The sequence below is a fragment of the Methylobacterium sp. E-012 genome, from assembly GCF_057836545.1.
Map to the genome: position 1 here is coordinate 3,605,001 of NZ_JBYQEY010000001.1, position 22,758 is coordinate 3,627,758.

The 22,758-nt window shown below is 71.6% G+C and carries 16 protein-coding genes and 1 tRNA gene; 7 read left to right on the forward strand and 10 right to left on the reverse strand.

What is annotated here, in order from left to right:
• The first annotated feature begins 129 nt into the window (after nt 1-129).
• A complete protein-coding gene (locus AC3IF1_RS17505) occupies nt 130-1,587 on the forward strand; it encodes a Do family serine endopeptidase (protein ID WP_489218645.1) in 1,458 nt (485 codons plus the stop codon).
• A gap of 60 nt (nt 1,588-1,647) precedes the next feature.
• On the forward strand, nt 1,648-2,991 hold the full coding sequence (locus AC3IF1_RS17510; protein ID WP_489218646.1) for a replication-associated recombination protein A: 1,344 nt from the start codon (nt 1,648-1,650) through the stop codon (nt 2,989-2,991).
• Between the two features lie 84 nt (nt 2,992-3,075).
• Here AC3IF1_RS17510 and AC3IF1_RS17515 read toward each other — a convergent pair whose 3' ends face one another.
• Nucleotides 3,076-3,540 (reverse strand): Lrp/AsnC ligand binding domain-containing protein, encoded by a 465-nt coding sequence (locus AC3IF1_RS17515; RefSeq protein ID WP_489220408.1) that lies wholly within the window; start codon nt 3,538-3,540, stop codon nt 3,076-3,078.
• 252 nt (nt 3,541-3,792) lie between these two features.
• Here AC3IF1_RS17515 and AC3IF1_RS17520 point away from each other — a divergent pair, with 252 nt between their 5' ends.
• Nucleotides 3,793-4,803: a 1-aminocyclopropane-1-carboxylate deaminase gene (locus tag AC3IF1_RS17520; RefSeq protein ID WP_489218648.1), complete on the forward strand. Its 1,011-nt coding sequence runs from the start codon at nt 3,793-3,795 to the stop codon at nt 4,801-4,803.
• A gap of 128 nt (nt 4,804-4,931) precedes the next feature.
• Complete coding sequence (gene ggt / locus AC3IF1_RS17525) at nt 4,932-6,701, forward strand: gamma-glutamyltransferase (RefSeq protein WP_489218649.1); 1,770 nt, start codon at nt 4,932-4,934, stop codon at nt 6,699-6,701.
• Between the two features lie 80 nt (nt 6,702-6,781).
• Here the strand turns inward: ggt and purD are convergent, their stop codons facing one another.
• The 3 genes from purD to AC3IF1_RS17540 all read right to left on the reverse strand — a co-directional run bounded on the left by purD (nt 6,782) and on the right by AC3IF1_RS17540 (nt 9,792).
• Complete coding sequence (gene purD, locus AC3IF1_RS17530; protein WP_489218650.1) at nt 6,782-8,056, reverse strand: phosphoribosylamine--glycine ligase; 1,275 nt, start codon at nt 8,054-8,056, stop codon at nt 6,782-6,784.
• 96 nt (nt 8,057-8,152) lie between these two features.
• Complete coding sequence (locus tag AC3IF1_RS17535) at nt 8,153-8,491, reverse strand: hypothetical protein (protein WP_243972607.1); 339 nt, start codon at nt 8,489-8,491, stop codon at nt 8,153-8,155.
• Between the two features lie 74 nt (nt 8,492-8,565).
• Complete coding sequence (locus AC3IF1_RS17540) at nt 8,566-9,792, reverse strand: oxalate decarboxylase family bicupin (protein WP_489218651.1); 1,227 nt, start codon at nt 9,790-9,792, stop codon at nt 8,566-8,568.
• A gap of 191 nt (nt 9,793-9,983) precedes the next feature.
• Here AC3IF1_RS17540 and AC3IF1_RS17545 point away from each other — a divergent pair, with 191 nt between their 5' ends.
• Complete coding sequence (locus tag AC3IF1_RS17545) at nt 9,984-11,255, forward strand: efflux RND transporter periplasmic adaptor subunit (RefSeq protein WP_489218652.1); 1,272 nt, start codon at nt 9,984-9,986, stop codon at nt 11,253-11,255.
• Between the two features lie 60 nt (nt 11,256-11,315).
• Here AC3IF1_RS17545 and AC3IF1_RS17550 read toward each other — a convergent pair whose 3' ends face one another.
• From AC3IF1_RS17550 to AC3IF1_RS17565, 4 genes are all read right to left on the reverse strand, one after another.
• The gene (locus AC3IF1_RS17550) at nt 11,316-12,257 is read right to left on the reverse strand and encodes a dihydrodipicolinate synthase family protein (RefSeq protein ID WP_489218653.1); all 942 of its coding nucleotides are present in this window, start codon (nt 12,255-12,257) and stop codon (nt 11,316-11,318) included.
• A gap of 92 nt (nt 12,258-12,349) precedes the next feature.
• A complete protein-coding gene (locus AC3IF1_RS17555; protein WP_489218654.1) occupies nt 12,350-14,614 on the reverse strand; it encodes a xanthine dehydrogenase family protein molybdopterin-binding subunit in 2,265 nt (754 codons plus the stop codon).
• 10 nt (nt 14,615-14,624) lie between these two features.
• Nucleotides 14,625-15,665 carry an FAD binding domain-containing protein gene (locus AC3IF1_RS17560; RefSeq protein WP_489218655.1) on the reverse strand — a complete coding sequence of 347 codons (1,041 nt, stop codon included), beginning with the start codon at nt 15,663-15,665 and terminating at the stop codon, nt 14,625-14,627.
• A complete protein-coding gene (locus AC3IF1_RS17565) occupies nt 15,662-16,165 on the reverse strand; it encodes a (2Fe-2S)-binding protein (RefSeq protein WP_243972617.1) in 504 nt (167 codons plus the stop codon). The genes AC3IF1_RS17560 and AC3IF1_RS17565 overlap by 4 nt, the downstream gene beginning before the upstream one ends.
• Nucleotides 16,166-16,410: 245 nt before the next feature.
• On the opposite strand from AC3IF1_RS17565, the gene AC3IF1_RS17570 reads away from it, so the two are divergent.
• Both AC3IF1_RS17570 and AC3IF1_RS17575 read left to right on the forward strand, forming a co-directional pair.
• A tRNA-Ile gene (locus AC3IF1_RS17570) sits at nt 16,411-16,486 on the forward strand.
• A gap of 589 nt (nt 16,487-17,075) precedes the next feature.
• Nucleotides 17,076-17,219 carry a hypothetical protein gene (locus tag AC3IF1_RS17575; protein WP_243973610.1) on the forward strand — a complete coding sequence of 48 codons (144 nt, stop codon included), beginning with the start codon at nt 17,076-17,078 and terminating at the stop codon, nt 17,217-17,219.
• Nucleotides 17,220-17,271: 52 nt separating this feature from the next.
• Here the strand turns inward: AC3IF1_RS17575 and AC3IF1_RS17580 are convergent, their stop codons facing one another.
• Nucleotides 17,272-19,269: a methyl-accepting chemotaxis protein gene (locus AC3IF1_RS17580; RefSeq protein WP_489218656.1), complete on the reverse strand. Its 1,998-nt coding sequence runs from the start codon at nt 19,267-19,269 to the stop codon at nt 17,272-17,274.
• 277 nt (nt 19,270-19,546) lie between these two features.
• Nucleotides 19,547-22,756: an efflux RND transporter permease subunit gene (locus AC3IF1_RS17585; protein WP_489218657.1), complete on the reverse strand. Its 3,210-nt coding sequence runs from the start codon at nt 22,754-22,756 to the stop codon at nt 19,547-19,549.
• Nucleotides 22,757-22,758: the final 2 nt, after the last annotated feature.

The window sequence follows — 22,758 nt, forward strand, 5'->3', positions numbered from 1 at the left end:
CGGATCCCGGCCCCTTGCGGCGACGGTGTCGTGGACCTGCCGCAATCGGTCACGATAGCGTAGGGGTGCGCGGCGCGCGCCCCTCGTCCCGGCCTGGACGGCGTGCCCGCCCTGACGCCGGAGCCCTGCATGCTGAACCGCCTCGCCCTGCCCGCCCTCGTCGCGGTCCTGATGGCCGCCGGCCCGGCCGCGGCCCAGATGGCGCGCACCGAGGCGCGGGACGCCGTCAGGGACGGGACGGCTAAGGCCGTGCCGCTCAGCAAGGCCGACGTGCAGCTCTCCTTCGCCCCGGTGGTGAAGCGGGCCGCACCCTCGGTGGTGAATGTCTACGCCTCCCACGTGGAGAAGAGCTCCAGCGCGCGCTCCAGCGCCATGGAGGAGTTCATGCGCCGCTTCTTCGGCGAGCCGGAGGGGGGCCGGGGACCGCGGGGCGACCGGGCCCAGAAATCCCTGGGCTCGGGGGTGCTGGTCGATGCCGACGGGCTCGTCATCACCAACAACCACGTCATCGACAACATGAACGAGGTGCGGATCGCGCTGGCGGACCGGCGGGAGTTCGAGGCCGCCATCGTGATGCGCGACACCCGCACCGACCTCGCCGTGCTCAAGATCAAGGAGCCGCCGAAGAACCTCGTGCCGATGCCCTTCGGCGACGCCGACGCCCTCGAGGTCGGCGATTTCGTGATGGCGATCGGCAACCCGTTCGGCGTCGGCCAGACCGTGACGCAGGGCATCGTCTCGGCGCTGGCGCGTACGCAGGTCGGCTCGGCGGACTACCAGTACTTCATCCAGACCGACGCGGCGATCAACCCGGGCAATTCGGGCGGCGCGCTGGTCGACCTGCGCGGCCAGCTGGTCGGCATCAACACGGCGATCTACTCGCAGTCGGGCGGCAGCCACGGCATCGGCTTCGCGATCCCGGTGGGCATGGTCAAGGCGGTGGTCGACGCCGCCCGCGACGGGGCGAGCGTCGTGCGCCGGCCCTGGCTCGGCGCACGCATCCAGAGCGTCACCCCCGACATCGCCGACAGCATGGGCCTCGACCATCCGACCGGCGTGCTGGTGGCGAGCCTGCAGGCCAAGAGCCCGGCCGACGAGGCGGGCCTGAAGCGCGGCGACCTGATCCTCACGGTCGACGGCCAGGAGGTCGCCGACCCGGAGGCGTTCGGGTACCGCTTCGCGCTCAAGGGCGTCCAGGGCCAGGCCCGGTTCGGGATCCTGCGCGGCACGGCCCGCCAGACCGTCGCGGTCAAGCTCGCCCCGGCCCCCGAGACGCGCCCGCGCGACGTGCTCAAGGTGAAGACCCGCTCGCCCTTCCTCGGCGCGACGCTGGTCAACACCTCGCCGGCGGTGGCCGAGGAGATGCAGGTCGACTTCCCCGCCGACGGCGTGGCCGTGCAGGCGGTGGACGAGAACTCCGTCGCGGCCCGGGTCGGGCTGCAGCGGGGCGACCTGATCGTGGCGGTCAACGGCGTGCCGATGGCGACCACCAAGGATCTCGACCGGGTCACCCGCAACAGCCTCAATTCCTGGGAGGTCGCGATCAACCGCAACGGCGAGGTCCTGACCTCGGTGTTCGGGGGCTGATCCCGCGCGATCGCCGGCGACCGGCTTGCGCCCCCGGCCGCGCCCGGTGTTGATGCGCGGATGTCCGACCTGTTCGCCTCCGCGGAGCCCCCAGCCACGCCGGATCCCGGGCGCGCGCCCGGCCCCGAGGCAGCCCGCCCCCTCGCGGACCGGCTGCGGCCGCAGAGCCTCACCGAGGTCGTCGGTCAGGAGCACCTGACCGGCGAGGGCGGCAGCCTCACCCGCCTCCTGCGCGGAAAGAGCCTCGGCTCGCTGATCTTCTGGGGACCGCCCGGCACCGGCAAGACCACCGTGGCGCGGCTGCTCGCCCAGGGCACCGACCTGCATTTCGAGCAGATCTCGGCGATCTTTTCCGGTGTGCCCGAGCTGCGCAAGGTGTTCGAGGCCGCCCGCAGGCGCCGGGCGGCCGGACAGGCGACCCTGCTGTTCGTCGACGAGATCCACCGGTTCAACCGGGCGCAGCTCGACGCCTTCCTGCCGGTGATGGAGGACGGTACCGTCACCCTGGTCGGCGCCACCACCGAGAACCCCTCCTTCGAGCTGAACGCAGCCCTCCTGTCCCGCGCCCGGGTGCTGCTGTTCCGCGCCCTCGATCCGGGGGCGATCGCCCGGCTGCTGGTCCGGGCCGAGGCGCTGACCGAACAGGCCCTGCCGCTCACCGAGGAGGCCCGCGGCGTGCTGGTGCGGATGGCCGACGGCGACGGCCGGGCGGCGCTGACGCTTGCCGAAGAGGTCTGGCGCTCGGCGCAACCGGGCGAGACCCTCGACGCCGAAGAGTTACAAAGAATCGTGCAGCGGCGGGCGCCGATCTACGACAAGGCGCAGGAGGGCCACTACAACCTGATCTCGGCGCTGCACAAGACCGTGCGCGGCTCGGATCCGGACGCGGCGCTCTACTATCTCTGCCGGATGCTCGATGCCGGCGAGGACCGGCTGTTCATCGCCCGCCGGCTGGTGCGCATGGCGGTGGAGGATATCGGGCTCGCCGACCCGCAGGCTCTGGTGGTGGCCAACGCCGCCAAGGACGCGTTCGACTTCCTCGGCAGTCCGGAGGGCGAGCTGGCGCTGGCGCAGGCCGCGCTCTACCTCGCCTGCGCGCCGAAATCGAACGCCGTCTACGAGGCCTACAAGGCCGCGACCCGGCTCGCCAAGGAAGCGGGCTCCCTGCCGCCGCCGCGCACCATCCTGAACGCGCCGACCAAGCTGATGAAGCGGATCGGCTACGGCGAGGGCTACCGCTACGACCACGACGAGCCCGACGCCTTCTCGGGCCAGGATTACTGGCCCGACGCGCTGGGGCGCCAGCACCTCTACGCGCCCACAGACCGCGGCTACGAGAGCCGCCTGGCCGAGCGGCTGGAGCGGTGGGAAACGCTGCGCAGGGCGCGGCGCGGGGAGGGGTAGGCCGCCCCCGTCACGGGGTTCCCAAGGGCACGCAGCCCCCTGGCGGGTGATCCGGCCGGAGCCCGGATGCGGCGGCCCCGCGCGTCACAGGGCCAGCGGCGCGTTGTCGATCACCTCCTTCATCACGAAGAAGGTCCGGGTCTGGCGCACCCCCGGCAGGCCGATCAGCGTGGCGCTGTGGAGCCGGTTGAAATCGGCCATGTCGGAGACGCGGATCTTCAGGATGTAGTCGAAGTCGCCGGCCACGAGATGGCAGTCGAGCAACACCGGGATCGTCCGCACGGCGGCCTCGAACTCCGAGAAGCTCTCGGGCGTCGAGCGGTCCAGAACGACGCCGACGAAGACCAGCGTGCCCCGCCCGACCCGGGCCGGGTCGATCAGCGCCCGGACCGCCCGCACGAACCCGTCCGCGAACAGGCGCTGGATCCGCCGGTGGCAGGTGGCCGCGCTGGTGCCGGAGCGCTCGGCGATCTCGGCATTGGCCATGCGGCCGTCCGCCTGCAGCAGGCGTAGGATCTTCTGGTCGATCCGGTCGAGCCCTGCGGCCATGGTGGATTCTTTCACCTTGGATCCCGAATTCGAAATCCTCTGCGGCATCTCGGCCTGGCAATGCAAGCGTCAGGCCTTCGACGCGGAAAGATCGAGAGCACCTTTCGGCAGACGTCTGGTAGTTTTCCTCGGCGCCTCGCAGACGAACCGGTTTCCCCCCGATCCGGCCGTCCTGTGGGCGTCGCCTCGACGCATCCGGGCCGGGCCGAGACCGCTTCGGCCTGGATGCGTCCCGAGACCCGGAGAGACCCGATGCTGGACCAATTCGAGCGCTATCCCCTGACCTTCGGCCCGACGCCGATCGAGCCGCTCAAGCGTCTCACCGCCCATCTCGGCGGCGAAGTCGAACTCTACGCCAAGCGCGAGGATTGCAATTCCGGCCTCGCCTATGGCGGCAACAAGCTGCGCAAGCTCGAATACATCGTGCCGGACGCGATCAAGAGCGGGGCCGACACGCTGGTGTCGATCGGCGGCGTGCAGTCGAACCACACCCGCATGGTCGCGGCGGTGGCCGCCAAGATCGGCATGAAGTGCCGGCTGATCCAGGAGGCCTGGGTGCCCCACGAGGATGCGGTCTACGACCGGGTCGGCAACATCCTCCTGTCGCGGATCATGGGGGCGCAGACGCAGCTCGTCGATGACGGGTTCGATATTGGCATCCGCGACAGCTGGAAGCGCGCGCTGGCCGAGGTCGAGGCCGAGGGCGGCAAGCCCTACGCGATCCCGGCGGGCGCCTCGGTGCACAAGTACGGCGGGCTCGGCTATGTCGGCTTCGCCGAGGAGGTGCGCAAGCAGGAGGCCGAGATGGGCCTGCGCTTCGACTACGTGGTGGTCTGCACGGTCACCGGCTCGACCCATGCCGGCATGCTGGTCGGCTTCTCCGCCGACGGGCGCGCCCGCAACGTCATCGGCATCGACGCCTCCTGCACCCCGGACCAGACCAAGGCCCAGGTGCTCGACATCGCCCAGAACACCGCCGCCCTGGTCGGCGCGGGCGACATCGTGGCCGACGACGTCGTGCTCAACGCGGATTACGCCTACCCGGTCTACGGCGTGCCCTCGAAGGAGACCGTGGAGGCGATCCGGCTCTCGGCCCGGCTCGAGGGGATGATCACCGACCCGGTCTACGAGGGGAAGTCGATGCAGGGCATGATCGACCTCGTGAAGAAGGGCTTCTTCCCGAAGGGCGCGAGGGTGCTCTACGCCCATCTCGGCGGCGCGCCGGCGCTCAACGGCTACAGCTACACCTTCCGCAACGGTTGAAGCCGGGCAAACACGGCTCCCATCCCTCCCCACCTCCTGATCCCAGGATGAAGTGGAGGGTGGGAGCGGCGACTCTGGCGTGTGGTCCCCTATATGGCGGCGCGGGACCCGAACCGGAGAGGGCAGGGATGATCGCACCGGCACGCGCGCTGTTCCTGGCCGCCCTGCTCACCCTCGCAAGTCCCGCGGCCCGGGCCGCCTCGGGACCGGCGGTTGAGGCCGAGAACGGGATGGTGGTCTCGTCCCAGCGCCTCGCCTCGCAGGTCGGGGCCGAGATCCTCAAGGCCGGCGGCAACGCCGTCGATGCCGCGGTGGCGGTGGCCTACGCCGAGGCGGTGGTGAACCCGTGCTGCGGCAATCTCGGCGGCGGCGGCTTCCTGGTCCTCCACCGCGCCGACGGCCCGAGCCGGTTCATCAACTTCCGCGAGACCGCGCCGGCCGCCGCGACCGGGGACATGTATCTCGACGCCGCCGGCAAAGTCGTGAAGGGGGCGAGCCTGCGCGGCTGGAAGGCCGCCGGGGTGCCCGGGACCGTGCTCGGCCTCACCACCGCCCTCGCCGCATACGGGACCCTGCCGCTGGCCCGGGTGATGGCCCCAGCGATCGCGCTGGCCCGGGACGGGTTCGTGCTGACCCGGGGCGACACCGACATCCTCGAATCCGGCACCACGCTGTTCGCCGCTCAAGCGAACGTCGCCCGCGTGTTCCTGCGCCCGGACGGGAGCCCCTGGCGGCCCGGGGACAGGCTGGTCCAGGCCGACCTCGCCCGCACCCTCCAGGCCATCGCCGAGGGCGGGTCGGACGCCTTCTACAAGGGCGCCGTCCCCGAGGCCGTCGCGGCGGCCTCCCGGGCGGGGGGCGGCCTGCTGACGGCGGCCGATTTCGCCGCCTACACGGTGACCGAGTCGGAGCCGCTGACCTGCCGCTACCGGGGCGCGACCATCCTGTCGGCGCCGCCGCCCTCGTCAGGCGGCACGACGCTCTGCGAGATCCTCGGCATCCTCGACGGCTACGACCTGCGGGCGGCGGGCTTCAACTCCGCCCGGAGCGTCCATCTGATGGTCGAGGCGATGCGGCGCGCCTATGCCGACCGCAACCTGCTGCTCGGCGATCCGGCCTTCGTCGACAATCCGGTCGCCCGGCTCCTGTCGCCGGCCTATGCCGAGACGCTCCGGGCCTCGATCCGGCCGGACCGGGCGACCCCCTCGGCCGAGATCCGCCCGGATCCCGGCCTGGAGACGCGGGAGCGGGCCGAGACCACCCACATCTCGGTGATGGACAAGGCCGGCAACGCGGTCTCGCTGACCTACACGATCAACGGCTATTTCGGCGCCGGGGTGATCGCCCCCGGCACGGGCTTCTTCCTCAACGACGAGATGGACGACTTCACGGTCAAGACCGGGGTGCCGAACCTGTTCGGCCTCGTGCAGGGGACCAAGAACGCGATCCAGCCGGGCAAGCGCCCGCTCTCGTCCATGGCTCCGACCCTGGTGCTGCGGGACGGCCGGGTCGTGATGGTGGCGGGCTCCCCGGGGGGCTCGCGGATCATCACGATCACCGCCCAGACCATCCTCAACATGCTGGATTTCGGCATGGAGCCGCAGGAGGCGGTCGACGCCCCGCGCATCCACCACCAGTGGCTGCCCGACACGGTCTATGCCGAACCCTTCGCGCTCTCGGCGGATACGCAGGCGATCCTGAAGGGCATGGGACACATCATCCACGAGCAGAAGCCCTGGGGCGCGCAGGAGCTGATCGCGGTGCGCGGCGCAGGGCCAGCCGCGCCGGAGGCGGCCTCCTCGGGCAACGACGCCTCGCGCACGGAGCGGATGCGGCCGGACCTGCTCTACGGCGCCAACGACAACCGGAGGCCGGCCGGGGCGGCGATCGGCGAGTAGGGGTTTCCAAAGGGCGAGCCCTTTGGCGGGGCGTCGGGGCAGGGCCCCGACATTCGGGCTTCGCCCGGGACCGGGACTGTTCAGCCCTGGCCGGCCTCCCGCGCCACGGCCCGGAACCCGATGTCGCGCCGGCAGAACCCTTCGGGCCAGTCGATCCGGGCCACCGCCGCATAGGCGCGGGCCTGGGCGTCGGTGACGCTGTCGCCGAGCGCCGTGACCGCCAGAACCCGGCCGCCATCGGCCAGCAGCTGTCCGCCCTCGGCCCGGGTACCGGCCTGGAACACGTGGACGCCCTCGCCCTCGGCCGCCTCGATCCCCCGGATCACCGAGCCCCGGACCACGGCGCCCGGATAGCCGGCGGCCGCCATCACCACGGTAAGCGCGGCCCGGTGGGCGTCGAATTCCAGGGTCACCCCGGACAGGTCGCCGTCGCAGGCCGAGAGCAGGGCCGGCACGAGGTCGGAGGCGAGGCGCGGCATCAGCACCTGCGCCTCGGGATCGCCGAAGCGGGTGTTGTACTCGATCAGCTTCGGGCCGTCGGCGGTGAGCATCAGGCCGGCGTAGAGGATGCCGGTGAACGGGCAGCCGCGCGCCCGCATGCCGGCGAGCGTCGGGGCGATGATCTCGGCCATGACCCGGGCCTCGATCTCCGGGGTGACGACCCGGGCCGGGGAATAGGCGCCCATGCCGCCGGTGTTGGGGCCGCGGTCGCCGTCGAACACGCGCTTGTGGTCCTGGGCGGTGCCGAGGGGGATCGCCCGCGTGCCGTCGCACAGGGCGAAGAAGCTCGCCTCCTCGCCGAACAGGCATTCCTCGACCACCACCTCGGCGCCGGGCTCGGCGAACAGGGCGGTGAGCGCGTCCTCGGCCTGATCCAGGGTCTCGGCGACGGTGACGCCCTTGCCGGCGGCGAGCCCGTCGGCCTTCACGACGATCGGGGCGCCCTGCCGGCGGGTATAGGCCAGGGCCGGCTCCAGCGCCGTGAAGCGCGCGAAGGCGGCGGTGGGGATGCCGCAGGCGGCGCAGAGGTCCTTGGTGAAGCCCTTCGAGCCCTCGAGCCGGGCGGCGTCGCGGGTGGGCCCGAAGGCGCGGACCCCGGCGGCCGTCAGGTCGTCGACCAGCCCGGCGACGAGGGGGGCCTCGGGCCCGACCACCACGAGGCCGATCGCCTCCGCGGCGCAGAAGGCCGCGACCGCGTCGTGGTCCGTGACCGTGAGCTCCGGCCGGTTGGTGCCGTGGCGGCCCGTGCCGGGATTGCCCGGCGCCGTGAACAGGCGGGTGCACAGGGGGCTCTGGGCGAGGCGCCAGGCCAGGGCGTGCTCACGGCCGCCGGAGCCGATCAGCAGGATGTTCATGCGCACGCCACCATGGGCTGAGCTTCTGGGCGAAGCCTGTCGGCGGGGAAAGGATTTTTTCGGGCTTTCCCCGCTCTGCCCAGCCTTTCCGGCCGCTCAGCAGCCGGTGCACACGCTCGTGTTGATGCCGCCGCCCCGCCGCACGATCCCGTCCCGGCTGAGATGGCGGCCGATATGCGCGCCGGCATGTCGGCCCCCGTAGAGGCCCCGGCCGGGCAGATAGGGGGCGTAGGGCTCGAACTGGACGTTGCGCTGGATCGACTGGTTCAGCGTGTTGAAGTCCGTGACCCGCTGCTGGTTGAGCGTGCGGATCTGGCTCTGCAGGCCGAACGAGGCGTTGGCGGCGTTCGGGTCGTTCTGCTGCACCTGCGCCCAGGCGGCGCCCGCCGGGAAGGCGAGCGCCAGGGCGAGGAGCGCGCGGGACGCGGCGCGCATGGCTGTCTCCGTGCTCCGTAGCGGGATGTCTATCGGGGTCGACGCCCCAGGATCGGGCCGGGTTCCGGGGCGCGTCAACCGGACACGACGGGTGATTTCGTCTGCGGCAGGGCATCGATCTGCTTGGGATCCATCCCGAGATGGGCCTGGACCAGGGGGTGCGGGGTCAGCGCCAGCCATTGCGTCAGCGAGACATCGGCGTAGCGCGGGCTCTTGAACATCTCCAGGAAGGTGAGCGTCGTGTCGCCGGTGTTCTCGATGTAGTGGCCCATGGCGAAGGGCACGTAGCCCACGTCGCCCGCCTGGTAGTCGAAGGTGCGGGCCTTCGATTCCGAGCCGAACACGGTCATCCGACCCGTGCCCGAGAGGTAGTACTGCCACTCGTCGCCGTTGGGGTGCCAGTGCAGCTCGCGCATGCCGCCGGGCTCGACCTCGACCAGCGCCGCGGCGATCGTCACGGAGGCCGGGAACACCGTGGAATCGGTGACGCGCACGCGCCCGCCCCTGGTCCGGATCGGCTCCTGCGCCAGCATCCGGTGGCTGAATGTTTTGGGGATCTGGCCGGCGCCGCCCATGAGGTCGGCCGAGAGCGGGCCGGGCGTCGGCCCGGGGAAGATGTAGAGTTCCTTCTCGGGGATCTTGGCGAAGGCGCTCTCGGGCAGGCCGAAATTCTTGGCCAGGATGTCTTTGGGCGTGTGCGCCAGCCAGTCGGTCAGCAGGAAGGTCGAATCCTCCGAGAACGCGCCGTCATCGAACACGAGCAGGAACTCGCAGCCATCGACCCCGTCGGCCGACAGCCCCTGGATCGAATGCGGGATGCCGCCGGGGAAGTACCAGAGGTCGCCCTCGCCGACATCGTCCGCGAAGGTGCGCCCGTCCTGATCGACCGCGGTGATCCGGGCCTTGCCCTTGATCATGTAGGACCACTCGGCCTCCTTGTGCCAGTGCATCTCGCGGACCACCCCGGCCTTGAGGCGCATGTTGACCCCGGCCATGGCCTTCGAGACCGGCAATTCGCGGATCGTGGTCTGGCGCGCCCAGCCGCCCTCCTCCAGCCGCATGTGGCTGTCCGCGAAGGACCATTTCAGGTTCGGCATCGTGCCGTGGTCGGTGGTGGGCGGGGCCAGGGTGAACGGCTCCTCGGCGGCCCGGGGCTGGTTGCGCGGCCCCAGGATGTCGGCCCCCTTGGTGCCGCGCTCGGGCAGCGGGGCGGCGGGGCCGGAGGACTGCGCCGCTGCGGGGGACGCCATCATGGCGCCGCCCGCCGCGGCGATGATGGCGCGCCTGGAAATCTCGGTCATGGTCGATCGGTCCCTGATGTTCGGCAGGGTAACCGGGAGCGCGCCCGCAGGATCCGGCTCCGATCGTGCAGTGCGGCATCTCGCCCGGACCCCGCGGGCGGCCTATGTATTGAACAGAGCACTGGACGCATCCCGGCCGGTCGGCGAGCGCCGTGACGGCGGTCGATGCGCAGCGCGACCCGAGGGCGAGGATGGCGGACCGGAACAGTTCAGCGGCGGGCGAGGCCGGCCCGCGCGCGCATCGCGGCCGCGTCTGGTTCGCCCTCCTGGCGCTGGCGGGCGCCGGGTTCCTCGGATACCGCTACTGGCCGGACCAGTCCCGGGCGGCGAGCCCGCCGCAATCGGCCGCGGCGAAGCCGCCGACCGTGCGGGCGGCCGCGGCCGCGCGGGCCTCCGGCCCCCTGACCCTCACGCAGACCGGCACCACCCAGGCCTTCGACACCGCGAGCCTCTACCCGCGGGCGACCGGCTACATCGTCGCGCGGCAGGTCGATATCGGCTCGCATGTGCGAAAGGGCGACCTGCTGTTCCGGATCAGCGCCCCCGACCTCGACCAGCAGCTGGTTCAGGCGCAGGCGCAGGTGCTGCAGTTGCAGGCGGCGCTGATCCAGGCGCGGGCCATGGTCGACCAGGCCGAGGCCAACCGCCACCTCGCGGACGTGACCAACCGGCGGACCTCGACGCTGGCCGGCACCGGGGCCGAGACCCGGCAGAACGCCGACACGTCCCAGGCCGGCGTGCTCGCCCAGGCGGCCAATGTCGACGCGGTGAAGGCCGCCGTGAAGGTCGCCGAGGCCAACATCGCCGCCCAGGAGGCGCAGGTCGCCCGGCTCAAGGTCCTGACCGGCTTCGAGGAGATCCGCGCCCCCTTCGACGGGGTGGTGACGACCCGCAACAACGATGTCGGCGACGCGGTCACGGCGGACACGAATACGGGGATGCCTCTCCTGACGCTGGCCCGGGACGACGTGCTGCGCATGGCGGTGAACGTGCCGCTCTACGCCGCCGACGGGATCCGCGACGGGCTGAACGCCCGGGTCGAGGTGGCGCAGATCCCCGGAAAGATCTTCCCCGGCAAGGTGGCGCGCTCGTCGACGACGCTGCTCTCCTCCGCGCGCACGCTGGTGACGCAGGTCGACATCCCCAACCCGGACGGCGCGCTCCAGGCGGGCCTCTACATCACCGTCACGCTGGAGATCCCGCGGGTCTCCCCCGCCGTGACGGTGCCGAACGACGCCCTGATCTTCGACCAGGACGGGACCCGCGTGGCGGTGGTCGAAACGGGAGCGGACGGGACCACGGTGGCGCGGATGCGGCCGGTGACGATCTTCCGCCAGACCCAGAGCCTGCTGGAACTGCGCACCGGCCTGTCCGGCGGCGAGCGGGTCATCGTCGGGCCCCCGGCCTCCCTGCGCGACGGGGACCGGGTGGCCCTGCGGCCGGAGGGCAAGGCGGGGGCCTGACCCGCTCGGCCTGCGGCACAAGACGATGCCCCAAAAGACGATGCCCCAGAAAACGACGCCCTATGAAGCCTGGAGCTTGGCCCGCGGATCGGTGCGGGCGAGGCGGGCCAGCAGGTACTCGACCTCGGCCTTCGCCTGGGGGGTGAGCGCCTGCGCGGGCTTGCGCTGCGCGTCGGAGGAAAAGATCCCCCGGCGCTGGAACACGTATTTGCGCACGGCGAGCCCGAGCGGGCCCTGCTGCTGCTCGTAGCGCAGATAGGGAAGGTGGGCGTCGAACAGGTCGTGGGCGGCATCGCGGTCCCCGGCCCGGCCGAGGCGGACCACGTCGACCAGCATCTCCGGGAAGGCGTAGCCGGTATTGGCCCCGTCGGCGCCGCGCTCGGTCTCGAAATCCAGGAACAGGCCGCCATTGCCGACCAGGATGCTGATGTGGCGCATCGCGCCCTCGGCCTCGAAGCCGCGCAGGATCGAGATCTTCTCCAGCCCCGGCCAGTCCTCGTGCTTGAGCATCACGCAGGAGGGATTGTCGGACACGATCCGGCGGATCACGCCGGGCGTCATCTGGACCGAGAAGGTGAGGGGATAGTCCTGCAGCACGAAGGGCACGTCCGGCCCGATCGCCTCGGCGGCGTTGCGGTAATAGCCGACCACCTGGTCGTCGGTGCGCAGGGTGTTGGGCGGCGCGATCATCACGCCGGCGGCGCCCAGTTCCATCACCTCCCGGGCCAGCGCCCGCATGGCCGCGAAGCCCGGCGCCGTGACGCCGACGATCACCGGCAGCCGTGTCCGCCCGAGGACGCGCTTGGCCACCGCGATGCCCTCGACGTGGTCGAGCTTGCCGGCCTCGCCGAGCTGGCCGAGGATCGTCAGGCCGTCGACCCCGGCGGCGCCGAAGAAATCGGTCATCCGGTCGAGGGAGGCCTCGTCGATCCGTCCGTCCGGGTGGAACGGCGTCGGGGCGATCGGCACGACGCCGCCGATATCGCTGGTGAGGAGGGGCATGCCGGTCTCCGCGCTGCTGCGGCGGCCGCCGGCCGCCGATGGCATGCCCCATACTAAAAAATCCCGGGCGCCGCGACGCGCCCGGAACGGATTCAGCCGAGCAGCTTGTCGAGCGTGATCGGCATCTCGCGCACCCGCACGCCGGTGGCGTGCCAGATCGCGTTGGCGATGGCCCCCACCGTGCCGGTGATGCCGATCTCGCCGACGCCCTTGACGCCCAGCGCGTTCACCACCGCGTCGTCCTCGTGGACCAGGATCGCCTCCATCGCGGGAATGTCGGCGTTCACCGGCACGTGGTATTCGGCGAGGTTGTCGTTGAGGAAGCGGCCGGTGCGCGGGTCCATCTCGGCCCGCTCGTGCAGGGCGAAGGACAGACCCCAGATCATCCCGCCGTAATACTGGCTCTGGACGAGGCGCGGGTTGATCACCCGGCCGGCCGCGAAGGCGCCGGTGAGGCGGCTCACCCGGATCTGGCCGAGGTCGGGATCGACCTTCACCTCGGCGAAGACCGCCCCGTGGGCGTGCATGGCGTAGGCCGCCTGCGCGGCCGGATCGGCCCCGGCCTTGCCCTGGCCCTCGATGCTGGACCGGCCGGCCCGCGCCAGGATGTCGGTGAAGGCTTCGCTCCGGCCCGGGTCGTCGCGCCGGGTCAGCCGCCCGTCCGCCGCGGTCACGCCGGCATTGCCCGCCCCGTAGAGCGGGGAGGCGGGGTCGTTGGTGGCGAGATCCGAGAGCTGCCGGATCACGTCGCCGGCGGCGGCGTGGATCGCCCCGCCCGCCGTGGCGGTGTGGCCCGAGCCCCCCGCGATGCCGGCATTCGGCAGATCCGAGGAGCCCATCCGGAAGGTGAGGGAATCCATCCCGATCCCGAGCCCGTCGGCGGCGATCTGGGCGAGCGCCGTCCAGGAACCCTGGCCCATGTCGATCGCCCCGAGCTCCACCGTGCCGGTGCCGTCGGCGCGGATCTCGGCCCGGGCCATGCCCTCGAAGATCAGCGCCGGGAAGGTGGCGGTGCCCATGCCGGTGCCGACCAGGAACCCGTCCCTGTCCCGGGTCTGGCGGGGCTGGAGCGGGCGCCCGGCCCAGCCGAACGCCGCGGCGCCGCGCCGGTAGCATTCGCGCAGGCCCTTGGAGGAGAACGGCTTGCCGGTCAGCGGCTCGACCTCGGCGTAGTTGGCGAGCCGGAACTCCAGCGGGTCCATGCCGAGTTCGTGCGCCATCTCGTCGAGCGCGCTTTCCAGGGCGACGCTGCCGGTGGCCTCCCCCGGGGCGCGCATGAACAGGGGCGTCCCGGTATCGAGCCGCACCGCCTCGTGCCGGATGGCGATGGCGGGGCTGGCATAGAGGGTGCTGGTCGCCCGTCCCGCCGGCTCGAAGAAATCGTCGAAGCTCGACGAGGCGGTGAGGATGTGGTGGTCGAGCGCGGTGAGCTTGCCGGCGGCGTCGGTGCCGAGCCGCAGCGTCTGTCGGGTCGGGCCGCGATGGCCCATCGGCCCGTACATCTGGGTCCGGGTCGGCACCAGCTTGACCGGGCGGCCGACGAGTTTGGCCGCCATGCAGGCGAGCACCTGCGGCCCGGCCGGGACACCCTTCGAGCCGAAGCCGCCGCCGAGATAGGGGCTCTCGATGTGGATGTCGTCGGCGTCGATGCCGAACAGCCCGGCGAGCCGGGCCTGCGACATGGCGAGCGCCTGGGTCGGCATGTGCAGCGTCAGCCGGTCCCCGTCCCAGCTGGCCACGGCCGCGTGCGGCTCCATGGCGTTGTGGTACTGGGCCGGCGTCTCGTAGGTGGCCGCGATGGTTTTGTCCGCGGATGCGAGCCCCGCCTCGACGTCGCCGTCACTCTCGGTCGCCGGCGCGCCGACGCCCACGGAGGGCGGCGTGAACACGTCGCCCGCGTCGAGGCCGATCCGCGGCGTCTCGGCCGCGTAGGTCGGGGCGAGCAGCCTCGCGCCCTCGGTGGCCGCCTCCAGGGTCTCGGCGATCACCACGGCGATCGGCTGGTTGGCGTAGCGGACCGTGTCGTTCTGCAGGAGGTCGAGGCGGAACGTGAACGGCCCGTCCTTGGCGTCCGGGTCCTTGGCGAGCGCCGGGGCGTGGCCCGGCCGCATCACCGCGACGACGCCGGGATGGGCCTCGGCGGCGGCCACGTCGAGGCCGGTGACCCGGCCCTTGGCGATCCGGGCGACGCAGAGCGCCGCGTGGAGCGTGCCGGGGGGCAGGTTGTCGGCGGAGAAGCGGGCCTGGCCCGTCACCTTGAGGAAGCCGTCGCGCCGGGTCAGCGGCTGGCCGATGCTGGAGCCGTGCCGGATCGCGCCGGCGGGGAGATTCGAGACAGGCGTGGAGGTCGCGGTCATGCGGGTCTCCTCAGACGATGCCGAACGGGGAGGCGGGGAGCGCCGGGATCCGGGCGGGCGTGCCCGCGGCGGCCTGGGTCAGCGCGCGGACCGCCACCCGGCGGGCGAGCTCGATCTTGAAGGCGTTGGCCTCGCCGGTGGGCTTGGCACCGGCGAGCGCCGCGTCGGCGGCCCTCGCGAAAACCTCGGGGGCGGGCGCCTGTCCGGCGAGCGCGGCTTCCGCCTCCGCCACCCGCCAGGGCTTCAGGGCCAGCCCGCCGAGGGCGAGCCGGGCCCGGCCGATCCGTCCGCCGTCGAAGGTGAGGGCGGCGGCGGCCGAGACCACCGCGAAGGCGTAGGAGGTACGGTCGCGGACCTTCAGATAGCGGGCATGGCCCCGGAAGGATTCCGCCTCCGGGGGCAGGCGCAGGGCGGTGATCAGCTCGCCGGGCCGCAGGTCCGTCTCCCGCTCCGGATGGTCGCCGGGCAGGCGGTGGAACGCGGTCAGCGGCACCGCCCGGGCGCCGTCCGGCCCGGCGATCTCCACCACCGCGTCGAGGGCGGCGAGGGGCACGCAGAAGTCGGAGGGGTGGGTGGCGATGCAGTGCTCGCTCCAGCCCTGGACCGCGTGGATGCGGGTGGCGTGCCCCAGGGCCGCGCAGCCGGAGCCGGGCGCGCGCTTGTTGCAGGGGGAGACGGCGTCGGTGAAGTACGGGCAGCGGGTGCGCTGCATCAGGTTGCCGCCGACGGTGGCGGCGTTGCGCAGCTGCGCCGAGGCGCCGGCCAGCAGGGCTTCGGCCACCATCGGGTAGGTCTTTTCGAACATCGCGTCGTGCGCGAGGTCGCTGTTGCGCACCAGGGCGCCGATCCGGGTGCCGCCGTCCGGCAGCCGCTCGATCGAGGAGAGGCCGGGCAGCCGGGTGATGTCGACGATCCGGGCCGGGGCGGTGACGCCGCCCTTCATCAGATCGACCAGGTTGGTGCCGGCGGCGAGATAGGCGGTGTCGGGCTGCTGCCCGGCCGCCACGGCCTCCGGCAGGCTCGCGGGGCGGATGTAGTCGAACTGCCTCACGCCGCGTCCTCCCGCTGCTCGGTCCGGGCCGAGGCCGCCTGCGAAGCCTCCTGCACGGCGTCCAGGATGCCCGCATAGGCGCCGCAGCGGCAGAGATTGCCGCTCATGCCCTCGCGGATCCGCTCGGGATCGGTCCCAGCCTGGCCCTCGCGGATCAGCCCGACCGCGCTCATGATCTGGCCGGGGGTGCAGAAGCCGCACTGGAAGCCGTCATGGGCGATGAAGGCCGCTTGGACCGGATGGAGCCGGTCGCCCTCGGCCAGCCCCTCGATGGTCAGGATCTCGGCCCCGTCGAGGCTCGCGGCGAGGGTCAGGCAGCTGTTGATCCGCCGCCCGTCCACCAGCACCGTGCAGGCGCCGCACTGGCCGCGGTCGCAGCCCTTCTTGGCGCCGGTCAGGCCGAGGCGCTCGCGCAGGAGATCGAGGAGGGTGACGCGGGGATCGTCGAGGGCGATCTCGCGCGGCTGCCCGTTCAGGGTGAGCCTGAGGGGAATGGTCATGGGGGTCCCGGCTTGCAAAGGCTGGAACCGTTACAGATAGCCGGACCTTCGCCCCCGGCGAGGCCACGGGTGACGGCGATGTGCGCAACCTCACGATTCGTGCAGCTTGCGCCGATATGCTGACTTGACCGGGACGCGCGCGGACCCGATCCGGTCCGGAACGGGAAAGCGGGGACCCGCGGGTCCGCCGGGGTGACGCGACCGTGTCCTTCGGGTATCGCTTCCCGGGAGGCTTCGCCTCTGCCGGGCCCGTAGCTCAATGGTTAGAGCCGGCCGCTCATAACGGTCTGGTTGCAGGTTCGAGTCCTGCCGGGCCCACCATCGAACCCGGACATGCCCGGCGACCCGCCTCCTCGGCGTTCGCGATCCGGCGATCGCGCATGCGCCGCCGCGCGGGCGCGCCCTTCGTGATCATCCACGGCGAGGCAATGTATTACAGCACAAACAAGCACGCCATCAATATACATGCCTCGCATACGATCCAGACACCGAAGATAGTGACCAGCTCCCAATCCGTCTTCTCGTTGAACTTGGTTGGAGCGTACATGCTCGGCCTCCTTACGGCGCGCGATGCACCGCAATCGGTCCCCGACGATCTGATGAGATACTGACGCTCAGAATATTGGAGCACAGGAATCACCACCGTGCAACCGCCGGCACGGGCGAATTCAAACGCCGAAGCAATATAACAACGCCCGGTCCGCATTTCAGACGAAAATCCGTCCGACCGAAACCTCGGAACAGCCCGTATCGATTGGCCGAGATGCGATTCCCGGGCGCGGCCGCATCCGGCGGACACAGCTCGGCGGCGGAGCCGCGGGCTGTCTGCCCTCCGGCGAATGGTCGTCCAAGCGTCATCGGGCCGGCATAGGGTCGCCCCTCCGCTCATCCGAGCCGATGCGATGGTCCGATGGATTGGTTTGACCTGCCCGAAGACGCCCAGCTGACGTCGGAGACCGGCGCGAGCCGGATGCGTATGTACATCCTCGTCGGGCTGATCGGCCTCGGGGCGTTCGGCGTGGTCGGCACCCTGCTGCACCTCCTCCCGGCCTGACGGCGCCGGTTCCGGGGGACCGGCGGCGCCGGATCCGGGCCCCGGCCGCCGGTCACGCGGCCTGGATGTCGCGGAGGAAGCCATCGACCTCCTGCTTGACGGCCAGCGACTGCTTGGCCAGCTCGGCCGCCGCGTTCAGGACCTGCGTGGCGGCGCTGCCGGTCTCGCCCGACGCCGTCAGGACCCGGGCGACGTTGGCCGACACGTCCTGCGTCCCCTTCGCCGCCTGGCCGGCATTGCGCGAGATCTCGCCCGTGGCCGCCGTCTGCTCCACCACCGTCGAGGCGATCGCGCCGCTGATCTCGCTCACGCTGGCGATCGTGCGGGCGATCTGCTGCATCGCCTCCGCGGCCTGACCCGTGGCCGCCTGGATCGCGGCGATCTTCCCGCCGATCTCGTCGGTGGCCCGGGCGGTCTGGCCGGCCAGCTCCTTCACCTCGGCCGCCACCACGGCAAAGCCCCGCCCCGCCTCGCCGGCGCGCGCCGCCTCGATCGTGGCGTTGAGCGCCAGCAGGTTGGTCTGCCCGGCGATCCCCGAGATCGTCGTCACCGCCGCGCCGATCTGCTCGGCGGCCGCGCGCAGGCTCGCCATGGCGGCGTTGGTCGTCTCGGCCTCGTGGGCGGCCTGACCGGCCACCGCGTTGGAGCGCACCACCTGCCGCTCGATCTCCTGGAGCGAGGACACCATCTCCTCGGCCGCCGCCGCCACCGTCTGGACGTTGGACGCGGTCTGCTCGGCGGCACTGCTGGAGGCGACCGCCTGGCTGCTGGTGTCGGCGGCGACCCGGGTCATCGCGCGGGCCGTGGCGTCGAGCTCGGTGGTGGCCGCGGTGACGATACCGAGCGAATGGGCGATCTTCTCCTGGAAGGCACGGACGAGCTGGTCGATCCGGTCGGCCCGGTTCTGGCGGGCCTCCTGCTCGGCGGCCTGGGCGGCCTCCAGATCGGTCCGGGCGATGGCGTTCTGCCGGAACACGTCCACGGCCTTGGCCATGGCGCCGATCTCGTCCATGGCGTCCCGCGACGGCACCGCGACGGTGGTGTCCCCCGCGGCGAGGCGGCGCATCGCATCGGTCATGCCGGCCACCGGGCGGATGATGCTGCGGCCGATGACCAGGGCCAGGGCCACGCCCAGCACCAGCGCCAGCCCGACGAGCACGAACTGGACGCTGCGCGCGCTCGCCACCGCGGTCTCCACGGCCCGGGCGTTCTCCTCGACCGCGACGTTGATGCCGTCGCGCACCGCGTTGCTGCGCGCCACGATCACGCCCGTGTGCGGCTTGATGCCGGTCTCGAACACGGTTCTCAGGCCGTCCAGGGCGCTCGCGGTCGTCTGGAAGTTGCTGCCATAGGCCTCCAGCTTCTCGATCACCGCCTTGATCTGGGGGGCGAAGGCGATGCTCCCTTCGGCGCCCTGGAGGGCCTTCAGGGTGGCTTCGGCCTTCTCGACGTTCTTCGTGAAGGTCGCCGGGCCCTTCGGGTCGAGCGTCGCCAGGAAGCGCCAGTTGGCGACGCGAACCAGCAGCACGGCGCTCTCGACGGTCTGGGCGTCGCCGAGCAGCGCCGCGCTGGCGCGGGCGTGCGCCTCGGCGACCAGGGTATTGGTCGCGCTGGTCAACTCGTCGCCACCCGTGAACAGGCGCTCCTTGGCCTGAGACAGGCTGACGCCCGCCGAAGCGAGGCGGTCCAGCTCCGGCTTCAGGGCGCGGGCGTTGTCTTCGATCTCGCCATACACCTTGCGGCGCGATTCCGTGATCGCCAATCCGATCAGCGTCTTGCCCGTCTCCTCGATGTCGCGGCGCGTCTGCTCCAGGGCGACGATCCGCTCGGGCGTGGGGGCGAGCCGGTACTGCTCGGCCTCACCGGCGAGGCGCGCAGCGAGGCTGTTGACCGTGAAGATCGTCTGCGCAATCAGCTCCAGGCGGCCGCGGAGCGCATATTGCTCGTTGATGACAGCTTGCTGGTAGAGCGAATATCCGCTGATACCGGCGGCGATCAGAACAAGCAGCCCAAATCCCGCGTATAGTCGCAAACGAATGCCGATTTTCATAAATTTCCAGGCCTCTTCGTCGGATATGAGTGTGTTCATAAAACACTATTTCTTGTAAGTTAAACGGCACTCTGTCAAGTTTGGAATCATGTCGTAATATTGTTTGGTTTATACGGAAATTTACATGTCGAGTATCACAAACAATAGTTACGACAGAACGAATGATGGCGGCACTTATCCAAAGTCGGCTCCTCAATATTCCGGATGCCGCACATGCCTGTGCGTCTCGGCAGGGCCCGCCGCCGACGCGCAGCACCCATGCAGGGCCCGGATCCCGTCACCCTCCGGGCGATGCGGAACCGCCGGCCCGGCCGAATCGCGCGTAGAGCGCCGGCAGGACCACCAGGGTCAGCAGGGTGGCGCTGATCAGGCCGCCGATCACCACCGTGGCCAGCGGCCGCTGCACCTCCGCGCCCGTGCCGGTGGCGAGCGCCATCGGCACGAAGCCCAGCGACGCCACCAGCGCGGTCATCGCCACGGGCCGCAGCCGGGTGAGGGCGCCGTCCCGGATCGCCGCCCGCAGGGGCCGTCCGGCGACCACGCGCTGCTTGATGTCGCTGAGCATCACGAGGCCGTTCAGCACCGCCACGCCCGAGAGCGCGATGAACCCGACCGCGGCCGGCACCGACAGCGGCATGCCCCGCAGCCACAGGGCCGCGATGCCGCCGGTGAGCGCCAGCGGCACGGCGCTGAACACCAGGAGCGCGTCCCGGGCGCCGCCGAGCGCCGCGGTGAGCAGCAGGACGATCAGCACGAAGCAGACCGGCACCACCACGGAGAGGCGCGCCCGGGCCGAGGCGAGGTTCTCGAACTGGCCGCCCCAGGTCACGGAGGCGCCTGCCGGCAGCCTCACCTGAGCGGCGACCTGCGCCTGCGCCTCCGCCACCAGCGAGCCGATGTCGCGTCCGCGGACATTGGCGGTGACGACGACCCGCCGCCGTCCGTCCTCGCGGCTGATCTGGTTCGGCCCCTCGGTCACCGAGAACTGCGCCACCTGCCGCAGCAGCACGGAGGCGGCCTTGCCGTTCGGCCCCGGGGGCAGCGGGACGGGCAGGTTCTCCAGGGCCTCCCGGTCCTCGCGAACCTGATCGGTCAGGCGCACCACGATCGGGACGCGCCGGTCGCCCTCGAACACGAGCCCGGCCGCCTTGCCGCCCATGGCGGCGCCGATCACCTCCTGGATCGCCCCGGTGCTGAGGCCGAGCCGGGCGGCCTCGGTCCGGTCGATCCGGATCTCGAGGACCGGCAGGCCGGCGATCTGCTCGACCTTCACGTCGTCGGCCCCCGGGATCCCGCGCAGGATCGCGGCGATCCGGTTGGCGGTCTCCAGCATCGGCGCGAAGGCCTCGCCGAACACCTTGACGGCGAGGTCGCCCCGCGTGCCGGCGAGCAGCTCGTTGAAGCGCAGCTGGATCGGCTGGGAGAATTCGTACACGTTGCCGGCGAGCTCGCTCAGCGCCGCCTCGATCCGCGCCTGCAGTTCGGCCTTCGGCAGGGCCGGGTCGGGCCAGTCCGCCTGCGGCTTGAGCATCACGAAGGTGTCGGAGGAATTCGGCGGCATCGGGTCGGTGGCGACCTCGGCGGTGCCGGTCTTCGAGAACACGTAGGCGACCTGCGGGAACCGGGCGATCACCTGCTCGACCTTGAGCTGCATCGCCTGCGACTGGGTCAGGGAGGTCGACGGGATCCGGGTGGCGTTGAGCGCGATGCTCTTCTCGTCGAGGAGCGGGATGAACTCGGTCCCGAGCCGGGCGGCGAGCAGGCCCGCCCCCGCCAGGAGCAGCAGCGCCGCCCCGACGAAGGGCGCGGGCGCCCGGATCGCCGCGCCGAGGACGGGCCGGTAGGCCGCCTTCAGCCCGCGCAGCAGGGGGTTCTCCGCCTCCGTGACCCGGCCGGTGAGCGCGATGGCGATCAGGGCCGGCACGAGGGTCAGCGACAGGACGAAGGCTGCGGCCAGGGCCAGGATGACGGTCAGCGCCATCGGCTGGAACATCTTGCCCTCGACGCCGGTGAAGGTCAGGAGCGGCACGTAGACCAGGATGATGATCGCCTGCCCGTAGAGGGACGGCGCGATCATCTCCTCGGCCGAGACCCGCACCGTCTCCAGGCGCTCCTCCAGCGCGAGGGTACGCCCCAGGACCTGCTGCCGCTCGGCGAGGTGGCGGAGCGCGTTCTCGGTGATGATCACCGCCCCGTCGACGATGAGGCCGAAATCGAGCGCCCCGAGGCTCATCAGGTTGGCGGAGATCCTGCCCGCGACCATGCCGGTGACGGTCATCAGCATGGCGACGGGGATGACCAGGGCGGCGATCAGCGCGGCCCGGATGTTGCCGAGCAGCAGGACCAGGACCACGATGACGAGGGCCGCGCCCTCGGCGAGATTCTTCGCGACGGTCCGGATCGTGGCGTCGACGAGCTGCGTCCGGTCGAGGACCGTCTGGACCACGATGCCCGGGGGCAGGGCGCGCCGGATCTGATCCAGGCGGGCGTCGACCGCGGCCGCCACCGTGCGGCTGTTCTCGCCGATCCGCATCAGGGCGGTGCCGATGACGGTCTCCCGCCCGTTCTCGCTGGCCGAGCCGGTGCGCAGGTCGCGCCCGATCCGCACCGCGGCGACGTCGCGGATCCGCACCGGCACGCCGCCGCGGCTGGCCACCACCACGTCGGCGATCGCCTCCGGGCTCTCCAGGCGCCCGGCCGCGCGCACCACGTAGCTCTCGCCGTTCTCCTCCAGGTAGCGGGCGCCCTGGTTGGCATTGTTGGCCTGGAGCGCCCGGGCGACGTCCGCGAAGGACAGGTCGAGGGCGGTCAGCGTCGTCGGGTCGGGCTGGACGTGGTACTGCTTCTCGAAGCCGCCGATCCCGTCGACCCCGGCGACGCCGGGAACGGACTTGATCTGCGGCCGGATGATCCAGTCCTGGACCGTGCGCAGGTAGGCGACCTGCTCCAGCTCCGTCGCGAGGATCTGGCCCTCCGGGGTCCGGTAGCGCCCGTCCGGCTGCCAACCCGGCCGGCCCGCCGGCACCACGGTCCGCTCGGCCGGCGGGGCGTACTGGACCGACCACATGGTGATCTCGCCGAGCCCCGTGGAGATCGGGCCCATCCGCGGCTCGATCCCGGGCGGCAGGTCCTCCTTGGCCTGCGACAGGCGCTCGGCGACCTGCTGGCGGGCGAAGTAGATGTCGAGGGACTCGGCGAAGACCGCGGTGATCTGCGAGAAGCCGTTGCGCGAGAGCGAGCGGGTGTAGTCGAGCCCCTTGATGCCGGCGAGCGCCGTCTCGACCGGGTAGGTGACCTGGCGCTCGACATCGACCGGCGAGAGCGACGGCGCCAGGGTGTTGATCTGCACCTGGTTGTTGGTGATGTCGGGCACGGCGTCGATGGGCAGCCGCGTCAGCGCGGCGGCGCCAAAACCCGCCGCCAGCAGCACGAGGAGCAGCACCAGCCAGCGCTGGCGGACCGAGACGGCGAGGATGCGACTGATCATGG